The 15,933-nt window shown below is 64.6% G+C and carries 14 protein-coding genes and 1 pseudogene; 11 read left to right on the forward strand and 4 right to left on the reverse strand.

Features of this window, described 5'->3' with window-relative positions; translation table 11 throughout:
* Positions 1–24 precede the first annotated feature (24 nt).
* The 3 genes from AB3X89_RS16935 to AB3X89_RS16945 all read left to right on the forward strand — a co-directional run bounded on the left by AB3X89_RS16935 (position 25) and on the right by AB3X89_RS16945 (position 4,375).
* On the forward strand, positions 25–1,104 hold the full coding sequence (locus AB3X89_RS16935) for a sn-glycerol-3-phosphate import ATP-binding protein UgpC (RefSeq protein WP_368584323.1): 1,080 nt from the start codon (positions 25–27) through the stop codon (positions 1,102–1,104).
* 317 nt (positions 1,105–1,421) lie between these two features.
* Positions 1,422–3,086, forward strand: coding sequence for an energy-dependent translational throttle protein EttA (gene ettA, locus AB3X89_RS16940; RefSeq protein ID WP_152853645.1), 1,665 nt, complete (start codon positions 1,422–1,424; stop codon positions 3,084–3,086).
* 164 nt (positions 3,087–3,250) lie between these two features.
* Positions 3,251–4,375: a DUF748 domain-containing protein gene (locus AB3X89_RS16945; RefSeq protein WP_368584324.1), complete on the forward strand. Its 1,125-nt coding sequence runs from the start codon at positions 3,251–3,253 to the stop codon at positions 4,373–4,375.
* Between the two features lie 14 nt (positions 4,376–4,389).
* Here AB3X89_RS16945 and AB3X89_RS16950 read toward each other — a convergent pair.
* The 3 genes and pseudogenes from AB3X89_RS16950 to AB3X89_RS16960 all read right to left on the reverse strand — a co-directional run bounded on the left by AB3X89_RS16950 (position 4,390) and on the right by AB3X89_RS16960 (position 7,146).
* Positions 4,390–5,012 (reverse strand): annotated as a pseudogene (locus AB3X89_RS16950) (HAD family hydrolase).
* Between the two features lie 34 nt (positions 5,013–5,046).
* On the reverse strand, positions 5,047–6,861 hold the full coding sequence (locus AB3X89_RS16955; protein ID WP_368584325.1) for an aminopeptidase P family protein: 1,815 nt from the start codon (positions 6,859–6,861) through the stop codon (positions 5,047–5,049).
* A gap of 18 nt (positions 6,862–6,879) precedes the next feature.
* Positions 6,880–7,146 carry a hypothetical protein gene (locus AB3X89_RS16960; protein WP_368584326.1) on the reverse strand — a complete coding sequence of 89 codons (267 nt, stop codon included), beginning with the start codon at positions 7,144–7,146 and terminating at the stop codon, positions 6,880–6,882.
* A 229-nt stretch (positions 7,147–7,375) separates the two neighbouring features.
* Between AB3X89_RS16960 and AB3X89_RS16965 the strand changes: the two genes are divergently transcribed.
* The 7 genes from AB3X89_RS16965 (at position 7,376) to AB3X89_RS16995 (ending at position 13,540) form a co-directional block, all read left to right on the forward strand.
* Complete coding sequence (locus AB3X89_RS16965; protein WP_368584327.1) at positions 7,376–8,086, forward strand: response regulator transcription factor; 711 nt, start codon at positions 7,376–7,378, stop codon at positions 8,084–8,086.
* Positions 8,087–8,165: 79 nt separating this feature from the next.
* Entirely contained in the window at positions 8,166–9,452 is a 1,287-nt protein-coding gene (hemA, locus tag AB3X89_RS16970; RefSeq protein ID WP_368584328.1) for a glutamyl-tRNA reductase, read from the forward strand.
* Between the two features lie 120 nt (positions 9,453–9,572).
* Complete coding sequence (gene prfA / locus AB3X89_RS16975; RefSeq protein WP_013090660.1) at positions 9,573–10,655, forward strand: peptide chain release factor 1; 1,083 nt, start codon at positions 9,573–9,575, stop codon at positions 10,653–10,655.
* A 10-nt stretch (positions 10,656–10,665) separates the two neighbouring features.
* The gene (gene prmC, locus AB3X89_RS16980) at positions 10,666–11,553 is read left to right on the forward strand and encodes a peptide chain release factor N(5)-glutamine methyltransferase (protein ID WP_368584329.1); all 888 of its coding nucleotides are present in this window, start codon (positions 10,666–10,668) and stop codon (positions 11,551–11,553) included.
* A 112-nt stretch (positions 11,554–11,665) separates the two neighbouring features.
* Positions 11,666–11,977, forward strand: coding sequence for a Grx4 family monothiol glutaredoxin (gene grxD / locus AB3X89_RS16985; RefSeq protein ID WP_008918687.1), 312 nt, complete (start codon positions 11,666–11,668; stop codon positions 11,975–11,977).
* A 40-nt stretch (positions 11,978–12,017) separates the two neighbouring features.
* Complete coding sequence (locus AB3X89_RS16990) at positions 12,018–12,620, forward strand: UbiX family flavin prenyltransferase (protein WP_368584330.1); 603 nt, start codon at positions 12,018–12,020, stop codon at positions 12,618–12,620.
* A 134-nt stretch (positions 12,621–12,754) separates the two neighbouring features.
* Entirely contained in the window at positions 12,755–13,540 is a 786-nt protein-coding gene (locus AB3X89_RS16995; protein ID WP_368584331.1) for a class III extradiol ring-cleavage dioxygenase, read from the forward strand.
* A gap of 120 nt (positions 13,541–13,660) precedes the next feature.
* Here the strand turns inward: AB3X89_RS16995 and AB3X89_RS17000 are convergent, their stop codons facing one another.
* On the reverse strand, positions 13,661–15,256 hold the full coding sequence (locus AB3X89_RS17000) for an APC family permease (RefSeq protein ID WP_368584332.1): 1,596 nt from the start codon (positions 15,254–15,256) through the stop codon (positions 13,661–13,663).
* Positions 15,257–15,678: 422 nt separating this feature from the next.
* Here AB3X89_RS17000 and AB3X89_RS17005 point away from each other — a divergent pair, with 422 nt between their 5' ends.
* Positions 15,679–15,882 (forward strand): cold-shock protein, encoded by a 204-nt coding sequence (locus tag AB3X89_RS17005; RefSeq protein WP_013090665.1) that lies wholly within the window; start codon positions 15,679–15,681, stop codon positions 15,880–15,882.
* Positions 15,883–15,933 lie beyond the last annotated feature (51 nt).

The following is a 15,933-nucleotide window of genomic DNA, read 5'->3' on the forward strand; positions in this document are numbered from 1 at the left end:
CTCAAAAATTAAGGCTAGAACGGCATGGCTGCACTGACTCTGCAAAGCGTTAAGAAAACCTACGACGGCAAACAGTTCGTGTTGCACGGCATCGACGTCGACGTCGCCGACGGCGAATTCGTCGTGATGGTCGGCCCGTCCGGTTGCGGCAAATCGACGCTGCTGCGGATGGTCGCCGGGCTCGAGCGCATCTCCGACGGCAGCATTTCGATCGCTGGCAAGGTCGTCAACGATCTGGAGCCGAAGGACCGCAACATCGCGATGGTGTTCCAGAACTACGCGCTATATCCGCATATGAGCGTGGCCGAGAACATGGGTTACGCGCTGAAGATCGCGGGCGTCGATCGCGCGCAGATCGCGAAACGCGTCGAAGCCGCCGCGCAGATTCTCGAACTCGGCGCGCTGCTGCAACGCAAGCCGCGCGAACTGTCGGGCGGGCAGCGGCAACGCGTCGCGATGGGACGCGCGATCGTGCGCGAGCCGGCGGTGTTTCTGTTCGACGAACCGCTGTCGAATCTCGACGCCCGTCTGCGCGTGCAGATGCGCCTCGAAATCCAGCGCCTGCATGCGCGCCTGAAGACCACGAGCCTGTACGTCACGCACGATCAGATCGAAGCGATGACGCTGGCGCAACGCGTGATCGTGATGAACAAGGGCCACGCCGAGCAGATCGGCGCGCCGACCGAAGTCTACGAGCGGCCGGCCACGGTGTTCGTCGCGAGCTTCATCGGCTCGCCGGGGATGAACCTGCTCGAAGGCCGCGTTTCGGACGACGGTTCGACCTTCGACGTCGCCGGCAACGGCCCGAAGCTGCCGCTCGCGGGTGTGCCGTCGATCGGCCGCGAGGTCGCGACGGGCCGCGAATGGACGCTCGGCATTCGCCCCGAGCATCTGAGCCCTGGCACGGCCGATGCCACACTCACCGTCGACTCCTGCGAGATTCTCGGCGCGGACAATCTCGCCCACGGCCGCTGGGGCAAGCACGACGTGACCGCGCGACTGCCGCACGCTCATCGTCCGGCGGCAGGCGAGGCGCTGCAGCTCGCGCTGCCCGCACGACATCTGCACTTCTTCGATCCGGTGACGGGACAGCGCGCGAACTGACACTGCGGCTGGACGCCGCCGCCTGCTCACCGCACGGCGGCGTCGCGCAATGGCTCCGAAGATCGGCGGCACAACGCGCGCAAACAGCGCACCACCCGGTGCGTGAAGCGGCCCGCCAGCGGTCCGGCCCCTGCCGCCTGCCCCCCGCCGCGAAGTACAATGCCACCTGAACCACATGCCGCGCGCGGCAGCGTCGTCGAATCCGACGCCGCGCCGGCCGGCGCCGGATGTTCCGCCCGGCCCTCACACCGATTACCCATTCAACCCCGACTGCCCGCCCGCACGCGGCCGGCATCGTCAACGTCTACTGCAAGCAAATGGCCCAATACGTTTTCACCATGAACCGGGTCGGCAAAATCGTGCCGCCCAAGCGCCAGATCCTCAAAGACATTTCGCTATCGTTCTTCCCCGGCGCGAAGATCGGCCTGCTCGGTCTGAACGGCTCGGGCAAGTCGACGCTGATCCGCATCATGGCGGGTGTGGACACGGAGATCGAAGGCGAAGCCACGCCGATGCCGAACCTGAACATCGGCTATCTGCCGCAGGAGCCGCAACTCGATCCGCAGAAGACCGTGCGTGAAGCGGTCGAAGAAGGTCTCGGCGACGTGTTCAATGCCCAGAAGAAGCTCGACGAAATCTACGCGGCCTACGCGGAGCCGGACGCCGACTTCGACGCGCTCGCCGCCGAGCAGGCGAAGTACGAAGCGATCCTCGCGACCACCGACGGCAGCGCCGAGCAGCAGATCGAAATCGCCGCCGACGCACTGCGCCTGCCGGCATGGGACGCGAAGATCGAGCATCTGTCGGGCGGCGAAAAGCGCCGCGTGGCGCTGTGCAAGCTGCTGCTGCAAAAGCCCGACATGCTGCTGCTCGACGAGCCGACCAACCACCTCGACGCAGAATCGGTCGAATGGCTCGAGCAGTTCCTGACGCGCTTCCCGGGCACCGTGGTCGCCGTCACGCACGATCGCTACTTCCTCGACAACGCCGCCGAGTGGATTCTCGAACTCGACCGCGGCCACGGCATTCCGTGGAAGGGCAACTACAGCAGCTGGCTCGATCAGAAGGAAGAGCGCCTGAAGCAGGAAGAAGCGTCGGAGTCGGCGCGCCAGAAGGCGATCAAGAAGGAACTCGAGTGGGTGCGCCAGAACCCGAAGGGCCGCCAGGCGAAGTCGAAGGCGCGTATCGCTCGCTTCGAGGAACTGAACAGCCAGGACTACCAGAAGCGCAACGAAACGCAGGAAATCTTCATTCCGGTCGGCGACCGCCTCGGCAATGAAGTGATCGAGTTCAAGAACGTCAGCAAGTCGTACGGCGATCGTCTGCTGCTCGATAACGTCAGCTTCAAGATTCCGGCCGGCGCGATTGTCGGCATCATCGGTCCGAACGGCGCCGGCAAGTCGACGCTGTTCCGTATGCTGACCGGCCGCGAACAACCGGATTCGGGCGAAATCGTGCAGGGCCCGACCGTCAAGCTCGCTTACGTGGACCAGAGCCGCGAAGCGCTCGCAGCCAACAAGACGGTGTTCGAGGAAATCTCAGGCGGCGCCGACGTGCTGACGGTCGGGAAGTACGAAACACCGTCGCGCGCGTATATCGGCCGCTTCAACTTCAAGGGCGGCGACCAGCAGAAGATCGTCGGCAATCTGTCCGGCGGCGAGCGCGGTCGTCTGCATCTGGCGAAGACGCTGATCGCGGGCGGCAACGTGCTGCTGCTAGACGAACCGTCGAACGACCTCGACGTCGAAACGCTGCGCGCGCTCGAAGACGCGCTGCTCGAATTCGCGGGTTCGGTGCTGGTGATCTCGCACGATCGCTGGTTTCTCGATCGTATCGCGACGCATATCCTCGCGTTCGAGGGCGACTCGCAAGTCACGTTCTTCGACGGCAACTACCAGGAATACGAAGCGGACAAGCGCGCTCGTCTCGGCGAGGAAGGCGCGCGGCCGAAGCGTCTGCGCTACAAGCCGATCTCGCGCTAATAAGCGGGGCACACCGGCCCCTCTGGCGCAATGCCGGACGGGCCACGGGGCATGCGCGTTGCTATTCGTCACTTGATGCAGGCGCGCGTGAAAGTCCCGCGCACACGACAGACGGTCAACACGGCGCTGCGCGACGCGCGGCGCCGTGACGAGGAGACACAGGCATGGCGATGTCGAAGGGCAGGCGCTGGATCGTCGTCGTGGGCGGAACGCTATTGGCGTTGATTCTGATCGCGGTCGGCGCGATGCAATTCGCGCAACAGGAAGTCAAGAATCGCGTCAGCGCGGCGCTCGGGCCGCTCGGCAGCGCCGACCGTATCGACGTCGGCCTCACCTCGGTACACCTGACCCACGTCGTGCTGAAGGCGCCGCCAGGCTGGCCGGCGGGCGAACCGCTACGCGCCGACGAAATCACGATCACCCCCGACGTGCGCGATCTGATCGCGCGGCGCATGCATATCCGCGAGGTCGTCGTGCGCGGCTTCGACATGTCCGTGCTACGCACCAAGGACGGCTCGCTCAATCTGCTGCCGAATCTGCGCGAATCGCTGAACCGCGGCGATCGTCCGGGCGGCGCTAACACAGCGCCGTCGATCCCACGGGAACAGCAGGTCGACCGTATCCGCTTCGAACACGGCAACTTCCACTTCTACGACATGAGCGTCGGGCCGCCGCCATTCAAGGTCACGGTCAGCAACGCAAACGCGAGCGTCGACAATCTGCATCTGCCGTCGCTTGCTGAGCCGACCAACGTCAGCGTTCGCGGCTCACTGAGGGGTCCGGCGCATACCGGCACCGTGACGTTCGACGGCTGGATCAGGATCGCCAGCCGCGATTCGCAGACCATGACCACGCTGCACGGTGTCGATGTCGCGATGCTCGATCCGTATCTGCTGAAGAAGGCCGGCACGCGCGCGCAGGTGACGGGCGGTACCGTCGATCTGTCGATCGAATCGACGGTGCGCAACTATCACCTGCACGCGCCCGGCACGGTGACGGTCCACAATCTGCAGCTCGCCGAAACCGACAATCCGCTCGAGACGTTCATGTCGATTCCGACCCGCGCCGCGGTCGCCGCGCTGAAGACGCGTGACGGCAACATCACACTGCATTTCGTGCTCGACGGCGATCTGCGCGATCCGAAGTTCTCGGTGCGCGAAGGGATCCTCAAGCGCATCGCCGAGGGTTTTGCGAAGGCGCTCGGGGTCAGCGTCGAAGGGGTCGCGAAGGGCGCGGGCGAGACCGTCAAAGGCCTCGGCAATGCGTTGAAAAATCTGCTGGGACAGTAACGGCAGCGCTCAGCTCAAACCGGCAAGCCCAACTCGCGCAGCTTCGCCTCCGTTTGCGCGGCGCTCGTGTGATGCACGCCGTGCCAGCCGAGCTCCGTCGCGGCTTCGGCGTTTTTCGCGTTGTCGTCGATGAAGACGAGCTCGGCCGGCTCGACGCCGGGCATCTGCAGCTCGATGCGCCGGCGCATCTCGGCGAAGATCGCCGGATCGGGCTTCACGAGCTTCACGCGCCCCGACACGACGATGTCGCGAAAGCGCCGCAGCACCGGATAATGCTCCCACGCATACGGGAAGGTCTCGGCCGACCAGTTGGTGAGCCCGAGGAGCGGTACATCGGCCGCTTCGAGCTTTTCCATCAGCGCGATGCCGTCGTCGAGCACCCCCGCCACCATTTGATGCCAGCGCTGGTAGAACGCGCGAATCAACGGTTCGTGATCGGGAAACTGCGCGATCAGCTCGTCGGTGGCTTCGACGATCGGCTGCCCCCGTCCTGGCGGATCACCCAGTCCATCGAGCAGACGTGCGTGAGGAACCAGCGGCGCTCCGATTCGTCGGGAATCAGCTCGCGGTACAGGTACTCGGGACTCCAGTCGATCAGCACGCCGCCGAAATCGAACACCACTGCCTTGATCGCCATGCACCACGCTCCGTTTGGAAGATCGCCGCTACGCTCAGATCGGTTGTGTGCGCAGTTCGAGCCACGCCTTCGCGTCACCCGACACATGCGGCGAGAGGCGCGCGCGCACCGTCTCGTGATACGCGTTGAGCCACGCGCGCTCGTCGTCGCGCAGCAGCGACAGCTCGATGCAGCGCGTGTCGATCGGGCACAGCGTCAGGGTTTCGAACTTCAGGAAGTCGCCGAATTCGGTTTTTTCGGCGGCCACGTTCAGCACGAGGTTTTCGATTCGCACGCCCCATTTGCCCGGCCGATACAGACCCGGCTCGTTCGAGGTGATCATGCCCTCTTCCATCGCGGTCCACGGTTCGGCCGGCGCGTAGTGCGAGATCACCTGCGGGCCTTCGTGCACGTTCAGGAAGTAGCCGACCCCGTGACCGGTGCCGTGACCATAGTCGGCGCCGGCCTGCCAGATCGGCGCGCGCGCAATCGCGTCGAGCATCGGCGAGCGGATGCCTCGCGGGAATTGCGCGCGTGACAGCGCGATCATGCCCTTCAGCACGACCGTGAAATCGCGGCGCTGTTCGTTGCTCGGCGTGCCGATCGGGACGACGCGCGTGATGTCGGTCGTGCCGCTCAGGTACTGGCCGCCCGAATCGATCAGCAGCAGGCCGTTGCCTTCGATCACCGCATGCGACTCTTCGGTCGCGCGATAGTGCGGCATCGCGCCGTTCGCGTTGAAGCCCGCGATCGTCGCGAAGCTCAGCGACACGAACCCGGGACGGCGCGCGCGGGCGGCCGTCAGACGCTCGTCGATCGTCAGCTCGGTGATGCGTTCGCGGCCCAGCGCGCTTTCGAACCAGGCGAAGAATTCGGCGAGGGCCGCGCCGTCCTGCTCCATCGTGTCGCGCACGTGCGCGGCATCGGCGGCGGTCTTGCACGACTTGAGGAACGTGGACGGATTGACCGCTTCGACCACCTTGACCCCCGACGGCACCGCCTGCAGCGAGCCGTACGTGATGCGGCGCGGGTCGACCAGCAGCGTGCTGCCGGCTGGGAGCGCGGCGAGCGCGTCGGCGGCTTTGGCGTACGGCTCGACGCTGATACCGTCACGCGCGAGCACGTCGGCGAGCGCCGGCGACACTTTGCCGTCAGCGATGAAAAGCGACACGCGATCCGCGCCGATCAGCGCGTGGGCGACGAACACCGGGTTGTAGCTGACGTCGGCGCCACGCAGGTTCAGCAGCCAGGCGAGGTCGTCGAGCGTCGAGATGAAGTGCCACTGCGCGCCTTTGTCGGCCATCGCGCGACGCACTTGCGCGAGCTTGTCCGCGCGCGCGACGCCCGCTTGCGGCGCGGAGTGCTCGAAGACGGCGTCGGCGGGCAGCGCCGGGCGCTGCGCCCAGATCGAGTCGAACAGGTCGACGTCGGTGCGCAGCTGCACGCCGCGTGCGTTCAGCGCTGCGCTCAGCGCACGCGCGGCCGCGACGCCGAGCACCGCGCCATCCACCCCGACCGTGCCGCCGCTCGCGACGTTCTGTGCGAGCCATTCGAAATGCGGCGTCGTGAGCTGGCCGCCAGTCATCTTCATCAGCTCGACACTGGTGCCGGCGAGTTGCGCGCTCGCTTGCTCCCAGTAGCGGCTATCGGTCCAGACGCCGGCGAAATCGGAGGTGACGATCAGCGTGCCGGCCGAGCCGGTGAAGCCCGACAGCCACTGGCGGCCTTGCCAGCGACCTGGCAGATACTCGGACAGATGCGGATCGGCCGACGGCACGAGATAAGCGGCGATGCCTTCGCGCGCCATCGCGGCGCGCAGGCTCGCGAGGCGCTCGGGAATGGAGGAGGTTTCGGGGAGTCGGGCGTTCATGGAGTTACCTGCAAGGATTCATCGACGGATTGACCGGCGCGAAAAGAGGCCGACCGTTACGGCGACGGCGATAAGCGCGACGGCGGTGCATACCGGCCACTCGAGCATGTCGCCGTCATGGAAAAGACCTGTCACGTTGCCGGCCATGCGCGCGATGCTCGTGCCGAGCACGCCGGCCAAGAGCGCGACCCACCAGCGCGCGCGGCTCACCCTGGGCAGCGGGTGCAACCACCAGCCCGTGAGGCCGATCACGACGCCGAGAACGAGAATGCCCGGCCAACCCATCAGGCGTGGGCTCCGGATTGGGTGCCGAAACAGGACAAGTTCAATTTCGGATTCGTCTCATAGGCCGACGGAGCCGCCAAGGCTAGCATTTTGGGCTCTTTAACTATAGAAGTTCAGCACGGCGCTTTCCGCATAGCGGTTGAGTTTAGGGGTCGGGGTGTGCTTAGGCAAGTTGCAAGCCTGACGAAAACACCTCCCGCTCCGCTCGTTGCCCGGCTGACGCCGTGCCATGCGCATCGCCCTTATCGAACCCGACCTGCAACACGCCAAACTGGTCGACCGGCTCATTTTCGCCGGCGGCCATGTGTGCCTTCACTTCACCACCAGCGCCACCTTCCTGCAGCACGCCACCGATGAATTTTTCGACCTGCTGATCACCGAAAGCTGGGCCGGCGACCATTGCGCCGAAGACGTTATCCCGCGCGCGCGCTCCATTCTGCCAGGTCTGCCCATCATGATGCTGATTTCGGCACCGCGCGAGTGTCAGATCGTAGCCGCGCTGCACGCCGGCGCCGACGACTGCCTCAGCAAACCAGTGCGCGGCCCCGAAATGCTCGCGCGCGTCGAGGCGCTGCAACGCCGCGCGGGCCTGCGCCGGCCGCCCAAACGCCGGCGCGACGTGATCGGCGGCTATACGTTCGACGCGGCGAATTGCGCCGTGACCTTCCGTGAGATGACCGTCATCCTCACGCCAAAGGAATTCCGCCTCGCGCTACTGCTGTTCAACAATCTGGCCCGACCGGTGTCGCGCGCGCATATTCTCGAAACCGTGTGGTCGCGCCGCCGCGACGTAAAGTCGCGCACCATCGACACTCACGCGTCGCGCGTGCGCGGCAAGCTGCAGCTGCGCCCGGAGCTTGGCTACGCGCTCACGCCGGTCTATGGTTACGGTTACCAGCTCGACGCGATTCCGCCGGAGCCCCAGACAGGCGAGAGCTGACACATGCGGGGTATACCGCGTGCAGGATGTGAGAATCGTGAAAACGCTATAATATAGGGCTGAACGATAGCTCCCCCAAATGCAGCTTCTAACGATCGGAATTAACCATCACACTGCGCCTGTCGCCTTGCGCGAACGCGTGGCGTTTCCGCTCGAACAGATCAAGCCCGCTCTGGATACGTTCAAAGGCATCTGGGTGGGCCGCATGGCCCCCAATGCGCCGGAAGCGGCAATTCTGTCCACCTGCAACCGCACCGAACTGTACTGCGCGACCGACGATCTCGCCGCGCGCGAAGCCTCGGTCCAGTGGCTGTCGAAGTACCACAACCTCCCCATCGATGAACTCGCGCCGCACGTCTACGCGCTGCCGCAGTCCGAAGCCGTGCGTCACGCGTTCCGCGTCGCATCGGGGCTCGATTCAATGGTGCTCGGCGAGACGCAGATCGTCGGACAAATGAAGGACGCGGTTCGCACCGCCTCCGAAGCCGGCGCTCTCGGCACCTACCTGAACCAGCTGTTCCAGCGCACCTTCGCCGTCGCAAAGGAAGTGCGCAGCACCACCGAAATCGGCGCGCAGTCGGTGTCGATGGCCGCCGCCGCGGTACGCCTCGCCCAACGCATTTTCGACAAGATCGCGAACCAGCGCGTGCTGTTCATCGGTGCTGGCGAAATGATCGAGCTCTGCGCGACGCATTTCGCCGCGCAACATCCGCGTGAACTCGTCGTCGCGAACCGCACCGCCGAGCGCGGTATGCGGCTCGCCGAGCGCTTCAACGGCCGCGCCATTCCACTCTCCGAGCTGCCCTCCCGGATGCACGAATTCGACATCATCGTGTCGTGCACGGCGTCCACGCTGCCGATCATCGGTCTCGGCGCGGTCGAGCGCGCGGTCAAGGCGCGCCGTCACCGGCCGATTTTCATGGTCGACCTCGCGGTGCCGCGCGATATCGAACCCGAAGCCGGCCAGCTCGAAGACGTGTTCCTGTACACCGTCGACGACCTCGGCGCGATCGTCCGCGAAGGCAATGCGTCGCGCCAGGCCGCAGTCGCGCAGGCCGAAGCGATCATCGAAACGCGCGTGCAGAACTTCATGCAATGGCTCGACGCGCGCAGCATCGTGCCGGTGATCCGCCACATGCACACGCAGGCCGACACGCTGCGCCGCGCGGAAGTCGAACGCGCGCAGAAAATGCTCGCGCGCGGCGACGATCCGGCCGCAGTGCTCGAAGCACTGTCGCAGTCGCTCACCAACAAGCTGATCCATGGTCCTACTCACGCGTTGAACCGCGCGAGCAGCGACAACCGTGACAAGCTGATCGAGCTGATGAGCGGCTTCTACAAACACTCCGGCTCTTCCGAGCGTTAGCGGCGCAGTGCTCGCCGCACCCCGCGCGCCACCGCCGTGGCTCGCGAAGTGCTTCCGCCCCGGGCATTCGCCCTTTTCCCTGGCCGCATCCTTTCCGGAGTCCGCTCCGCTACCCGCCCGATGAAAACGAGCATGCAACGCAAGCTCGACCAGCTGACCACCCGGCTGGCCGAACTGAACGACCTGTTGAGCCGCGAGGACATCACCGCCAACCTCGACCAATACCGCAAGCTCACGCGCGAACACGCGGAGCTCGGCCCGGTCGTCGAGCATTACGGGCTGTGGCGACAGGCGCAGAACGACGCAGCCACCGCGCAGGAACTGCTCGCCGACGCGTCGATGCGCGATTTCGCCGAAGAGGAAATCCGCGCGGCGCGCGATCGTATGGAGACGCTCGGCGTCGAACTGCAGAAAATGCTGCTGCCGAAAGACCCGAACGACGAGCGCAACATCTTCCTCGAAATCCGCGCGGGCACCGGCGGCGACGAATCCGCGCTGTTCGCGGGCGATTTGCTACGCATGTATCTGCGCTATGCCGAACGCAACCGCTGGCAGGTCGAGATGATGTCGGCGAGCGAATCGGATCTCGGCGGCTATCGCGAAGTCATCGTGCGAATTGCCGGCGATGCCGCATATTCGAAGCTGAAGTTCGAGTCCGGCGGGCATCGTGTGCAGCGCGTGCCGGCCACAGAAACGCAGGGCCGCATTCACACGTCGGCCTGCACGGTCGCGGTGATGCCGGAAGCGGACGAGATCGGCGAAGTCGAGATCAATCCGGCCGATCTGCGTATCGATACGTTCCGCGCGTCGGGCGCGGGCGGCCAGCACATCAACAAGACCGATTCCGCGGTGCGCGTCACGCACTTGCCGACGGGGATCGTCGTCGAATGTCAGGACGACCGCTCGCAGCACAAGAACAAGGACCGCGCGCTGAAGGTGCTCGCCGCGCGCATCAAGGACAAGCAGACGCACGAGCAGCAGACGAAGGAAGCGGCGACGCGCAAGAACCTGATCGGTTCGGGCGACCGCTCGGAGCGCATCCGGACGTACAACTTCCCGCAGGGGCGCCTCACCGATCACCGCATCAACCTGACGCTATATCGCCTCGACGCGATCATGGACGGCGATCTCGAAGAACTGATCGCGGCGCTCGTCAGCGAGCATCAGGCCGAGCTGCTGGCCTCGCTCGGCGACGCGGACTGACGCCCCGACAATGACCGACGCCTCCCCGGTCCCGCTCAACCCCGCCGTTCCGCCCGCGACGGCCGACGCGCTATTGCGCGCATCGCCATTGCCGCCGCTCGAAGCGCGGATTCTGCTCACGCATGTGCTCGGCTGGCGGCGCACGCAGTTGATCACGCGCGGAGAGGAGCCGCTCGAGCGCGCGAGCGCCGAGCGTTATCGCGCGCTGGAGGCGCGGCGCCTGGCCGGCGAGCCGGTCGCGCAACTCGTCGGTGCGCGCGAGTTCTTCGGGCTCGAATTCGAAGTCACTCCGCACGTGCTGATTCCGCGTCCCGAAACCGAGCTGCTGGTAGAGACCGCGCTCGCGGCGATCGAACGTCGGCCGCGTCCGCGTGTGCTCGATCTCGGTACCGGAACCGGCGCAATCGCGGTGGCGATCGCGTCGATGCGGCCCGACGCGCAGGTCTGGGCGCTCGACCGCTCGGCCGACGCGCTCGCCGTCGCCGCGCGCAACGGCGCGCGCCTGCTCGACGCGAAGCGTCCCGGCGGCGCCGTAACGTTCCTGCACAGCGACTGGTACGGCTCGCTCGACGCCGCGCTGCGCTTTGACGCGATCGTCAGCAATCCACCGTATATCGCGAGCGGCGACCCGCATCTGGCCGAAGGCGATCTGCGCTTCGAGCCGCGCGGCGCGCTCACCGACGAGGCCGACGGCCTCAGCGCGATCCGCGCGATCGTCGCCGGTGCGCCCGAGCGTCTCGTCGCCGACGGCGCGCTGTGGATCGAACACGGCTACGACCAGGCCGAAGCCGTGCGCGCGTTGCTGAGCACGGGCGGTTTTGCCGAGGTCCGCTCGGAGCGCGATCTCGCCGGCATCGAGCGAATCAGCGGGGGCGTGTTGCGCGCCGCCGCGGCCTAAGCGCGGCCGCCGAGGCTAAAACCCCAGGCGCGACGCGGCTGCGGTCGCCAGTAGCGAAATCCGCTATCATTTCAGCCTATTCCCATCCTTTATCGGAACCGCAAGGTCAGTCATGGATACGCAACAACGCATCAAGCAAATCGTCGACGGCAACAACGTCGTTCTCTTCATGAAGGGCACGGCCCAGTTCCCGATGTGCGGTTTTTCCGGCCGCGCCATCCAGATCCTGAAAGCGTGCGGCGTCGGTGAAATCAAGACCGTCAATGTGCTCGAAGACGACGAAATCCGTCAGGGCATCAAGGTGTTCTCGAACTGGCCGACCATTCCACAGCTGTATGTGAAGGGCGAGTTCATCGGCGGCTCGGACATCATGATGGAGATGTACGAATCGGGCGAACTGCAGCAGCTGTTCGCCGCGGCCTGAGCGTTCAACGCTTCGTTCGCTTTATCAGGCGCCGCAAGCCATGCAGCAAGCACGCACCGCGGCGCCCCGCCGGCTGATCGTCGCGATCACCGGCGCCACCGGCGCCATCTACGGCATCCGGCTGCTCGAGACGTTGCGGCGGCTGGGCGGCGTCGAGAGCCACCTGCTGATTTCGAGCGCGGGTTGGCTCAACATCCAGCATGAACTCCAGTTGGGCAAAGAAGACGTGCATCCGCTCGCGGATGTCGTCCATTCGGTGCGCGACGTCGGCGCAAGCATCGCGTCCGGCTCGTTCGCGACCGACGGGATGGTCGTCGCGCCCTGCTCGATGAAAACGCTCGCGAGCATCGCGCACGGTTTCGCCGACAACCTGATCACCCGCGCCGCCGACGTCACCCTGAAGGAGCGTCGCCGCCTCGTGCTGCTGGTGCGCGAAACGCCGTTCAACCTCGCGCATTTGCGCAATATGACGGCCGTCACCGAAATGGGCGGCGTGATCTTCCCGCCTCTGCCCGCGTTCTATAACCAGCCTGCTTCGATCGACGAGATGGTCGACCACACGGTCGCACGCGTGCTCGATCTGTTTGCGCTGGGACCGGCGTTGTCGCCGGCGTGGCAAGGACTGCGGGACGCGCAGAATTAGCTGCGGCAACGATAATTAACAACAATCACGACACAATCAATTCCCCGCGAGCCCATTTATCAAGCTGGCGTGCGGACTTATATTGGTAGTAACCCAATTTCTCCGTGCCGTGCTGTCACGGCCGCGTTGCTGTCATGAACCGCTTACCTTCGCTCTTTCTGTCCCACGGCTCGCCCACGTTGCCGATCGATCCGTCGATGCCGTCCGCCGAGTTCGGCGCGCTCGGCACGCAATTGCCCCGTCCCGAGGCAATCCTGATGCTGTCGGCGCACTGGGGCACCGCGCAGCCACTCGCCAGCATCGCGACGGCGCCTGAAACCATCCACGATTTTTATGGCTTTCCGCGCCAGCTGTACGAAATCCAATACCCGGCACCGGGCGCACCCGACGTCGCGCGCAGCGCCGCCGCGCTGCTCGGCGCGAGCGGCATCGTCGCGGACGTGCAGCCGCACGGACTCGACCACGGCGCATGGGTGCCGATGCTGCTGATGTTCCCGCAAGCGGACGTGCCGATCGCGCAACTGTCGATCCAGCCGCACAAGGACGCCGCGCATCATTTCCGCGTCGGCCGGGCGCTGCGCGCGCTGAAAGACCAAGGCGTGATGGTGGTCGGCTCCGGTCAGATCACCCATAACCTGCGCGCCGCCGATTTCTCCGCTCGCCCGGAAGACGCCGATCCGCGCGTGACCGAATTCACCGACTGGTTCGAAGACAAGCTCGTCGCGCGCGATATCGACGCGCTGCTCGACTATCGCCGCCAGGCGCCGCACGCGGTGCTGATGCATCCGACCGACGAGCATCTGTTGCCGGTGTTCGCCGCCCTCGGCGCCGCCGACGACGACTATTCGCTTGCGATCCAGTCGCTCGGCACCTACCAGCGCTCACTCGCGATGACGAACTACGTGTTCGGCACCGCCTGATCCGCCGCGGAACCAGCCAGCCGTAACGACCAACGAAAAAGCCCGCCTGATCTTCGATCAGGCGGGCTTTTTCTAACGCGAAGGCCCCGCTTCGAGCGGCCCCTTCGCCCGGACGAACGCTCAGTGCGCGCCGATACCTTCGAGCACTTCGTCGTGCACGAGCCGCTCGTCCAGATACTCCGAACGATAGCCGCTGTTCACGCCCCAGAAGTAGAACACCAACGAGAAGGCGATCACGACGAGCATGTCCCAGCCGTACGGCAGGACGCCGAAGCCGCCGAACTGCTTGCTGCCGATCAGCGACAGGATCGCCATGATCGGCAGATACGCGACCAGCCACCAGGCGGCCTTCAGATCGCGGTTCCAGCCCTCGAAGCCCTGCTTGGCCTGGAAGTAGAAGTACACCGGCAACGCGACGACCATCAGGAGAATGATTTCGCCGGTCAGCGGCCACTTCGCCCAGTACAGGATCAGCGACGCGCAGACGAACGCGAACGGCGCAATCACCTTCATGCCGGCGATATGCAGCGGGCGCTCGAGATCGGTTGCCGCGCGACGCAGCGCCATCAGGCTAATCGGGCCGGTCAAGTACGAGATCACGGTCGCAACCGAAATCACCGCCGCGAGCGAGCTCCAGCCGCGGAAGAAGAACAGGAAGATGAACGACACGAACAGGTTGAACCACATCGCCTGACGCGGCACGCCGTACAACGGATGCACCTGGCCGAAAATTTTTGGCATGGTGTTGTTGCGCTCCATCGCGTAGATCATCCGCGTCGTGGTCGCCATATAGGTCGTACCGGTGCCGCTCGGGCTGACGAACGCGTCGACGTACAGCAGGAACGCCAGCCAGTTCAGGTTCAGCGCGATCGCCAGCTCCGCGAACGGCGAAGCGAAGTTGAAGTGGCTCCAGCCCTTCATCACGTCGGCCGGATTCACGGCACCGATGTACGCGATCTGCAGCAACACATAGATCACGAGCGCGAGCAGGATCGAGCCGATCACCGCGAACGGCACGCTCCTCGCCGGATTGCGCGCTTCACCGGCCAGGTTGACCGGACTCTGGAAACCATTGAACGCGAACACGATCCCACTCGTCGCGACCGCGGTCAGCACCGCCGACCAGCCGTACGGCGCGAATGTGCTCGCCTGGCCGAAGTTCTCGGTGTGGACGCCGGTCATCATCAGACCGACGATCGTTGCGCCCGGGATCAGGAATTTGAAGATCGTGATCGCGGAATTCGCGCGCGCGAACAGCTTGACGCCCCAGTAGTTGAGCAGGAAGTAGATGATCACGAGGCCGGCGGACAACAACAGGCCGTTGGTAGTCAATGAACCGTCGACGAACAGCGCATGCGCCCACGGATAGGGCCACGTACTCATGTATTGAATCGATGCTTCGGCCTCGATTGGAATCACCGACACGATCGCGATCCAGTTGGCCCACGCGCTGATGAAACCGACTAGCGCGCCGTGCGAGTAGCGCGCATAGCGCACCATCCCGCCAGATTCCGGAAACATCGCGCCGAGTTCCGCGTAGGTCAGCGCAATCGCGAGAATCACGACCGCGCCGATGATCCATGCGCAAATTGCAGCGGGACCGGCAATCTTTGCAGCCTTCCACGCGCCGAACAGCCAGCCCGATCCGATGATCGAGCCCAGACCGGTCAGCATCAGCGCGAATGGCCCGATGTTCCGTTGTATAGAACTTTTCACGTCTTCTCCTAAATCAGAACCATGTCGGCACCGCGTGACATCGCTCGTGGCGGTGAGGACGTGGTGACGCGCATGAAAGCGCGTCCAGATGCGGAATAGGTGCAACCGACGCGCGGCGCGTAGTTTAACGGTTGCACCGCGTTGCTGCAGGGAAACCGACTAAGGGTTCTCCCTGGCAAAAGATCGTCCAGATATGTAAATTTTGTAAGAAACCATCGCGCCAGTCCGATAAGTTTCGTGCAGACTGTTGACCTTCGTCCGAATTCGCCGTATAACGTTCCAGCAGGATTTCAAGTGGCGAGTGAAGTGGTTCTTTCGTAGTTCGCCCATCAACGGTACTCCGGTTGGTCCCATTACCCCCTTCCTTGATTTTCATGCACCCCGGGCTTCGGCCTTATTCACCATTTTTAGGAAAAAGTAATATGGAAACCGGTACCGTCAAGTGGTTCAACGACGCTAAGGGCTTTGGCTTCATCACTCCGGACGGCGGCGGTGAAGATCTGTTCGCGCATTTCTCGGAAATTCGCGTCGACGGCTTCAAGACGCTGCAAGAAAACCAAAAGGTCACGTTTGAAGTGAAGACCGGCCCGAAGGGCAAGCAAGCAGCTAACATCAAGCCGGTGTAAGCTTCTAGCTTCCTTCTGGACGCAAAAAACCCCGCCTCGGCGGGGTTTTTT

Source organism: Paraburkholderia sp. BR14320 (assembly GCF_040948665.1).
In the GTDB taxonomy this organism is placed as follows: domain Bacteria; phylum Pseudomonadota; class Gammaproteobacteria; order Burkholderiales; family Burkholderiaceae; genus Paraburkholderia; species Paraburkholderia youngii.

Coding starts and splice junctions, on each gene's coding strand:
- AB3X89_RS16935 (WP_368584323.1), top strand. CDS start 25: ATGGCTGCACTGACTCTGCAAAGCGTTAAGAAAACCTACGACGGCAAA.
- ettA (WP_152853645.1), top strand. CDS start 1,422: ATGGCCCAATACGTTTTCACCATGAACCGGGTCGGCAAAATCGTGCCG.
- AB3X89_RS16945 (WP_368584324.1), top strand. CDS start 3,251: ATGGCGATGTCGAAGGGCAGGCGCTGGATCGTCGTCGTGGGCGGAACG.
- AB3X89_RS16955 (WP_368584325.1), bottom strand. CDS start 6,861: ATGAACGCCCGACTCCCCGAAACCTCCTCCATTCCCGAGCGCCTCGCG.
- AB3X89_RS16960 (WP_368584326.1), bottom strand. CDS start 7,146: ATGGGTTGGCCGGGCATTCTCGTTCTCGGCGTCGTGATCGGCCTCACG.
- AB3X89_RS16965 (WP_368584327.1), top strand. CDS start 7,376: ATGCGCATCGCCCTTATCGAACCCGACCTGCAACACGCCAAACTGGTC.
- hemA (WP_368584328.1), top strand. CDS start 8,166: ATGCAGCTTCTAACGATCGGAATTAACCATCACACTGCGCCTGTCGCC.
- prfA (WP_013090660.1), top strand. CDS start 9,573: ATGAAAACGAGCATGCAACGCAAGCTCGACCAGCTGACCACCCGGCTG.
- prmC (WP_368584329.1), top strand. CDS start 10,666: ATGACCGACGCCTCCCCGGTCCCGCTCAACCCCGCCGTTCCGCCCGCG.
- grxD (WP_008918687.1), top strand. CDS start 11,666: ATGGATACGCAACAACGCATCAAGCAAATCGTCGACGGCAACAACGTC.
- AB3X89_RS16990 (WP_368584330.1), top strand. CDS start 12,018: ATGCAGCAAGCACGCACCGCGGCGCCCCGCCGGCTGATCGTCGCGATC.
- AB3X89_RS16995 (WP_368584331.1), top strand. CDS start 12,755: ATGAACCGCTTACCTTCGCTCTTTCTGTCCCACGGCTCGCCCACGTTG.
- AB3X89_RS17005 (WP_013090665.1), top strand. CDS start 15,679: ATGGAAACCGGTACCGTCAAGTGGTTCAACGACGCTAAGGGCTTTGGC.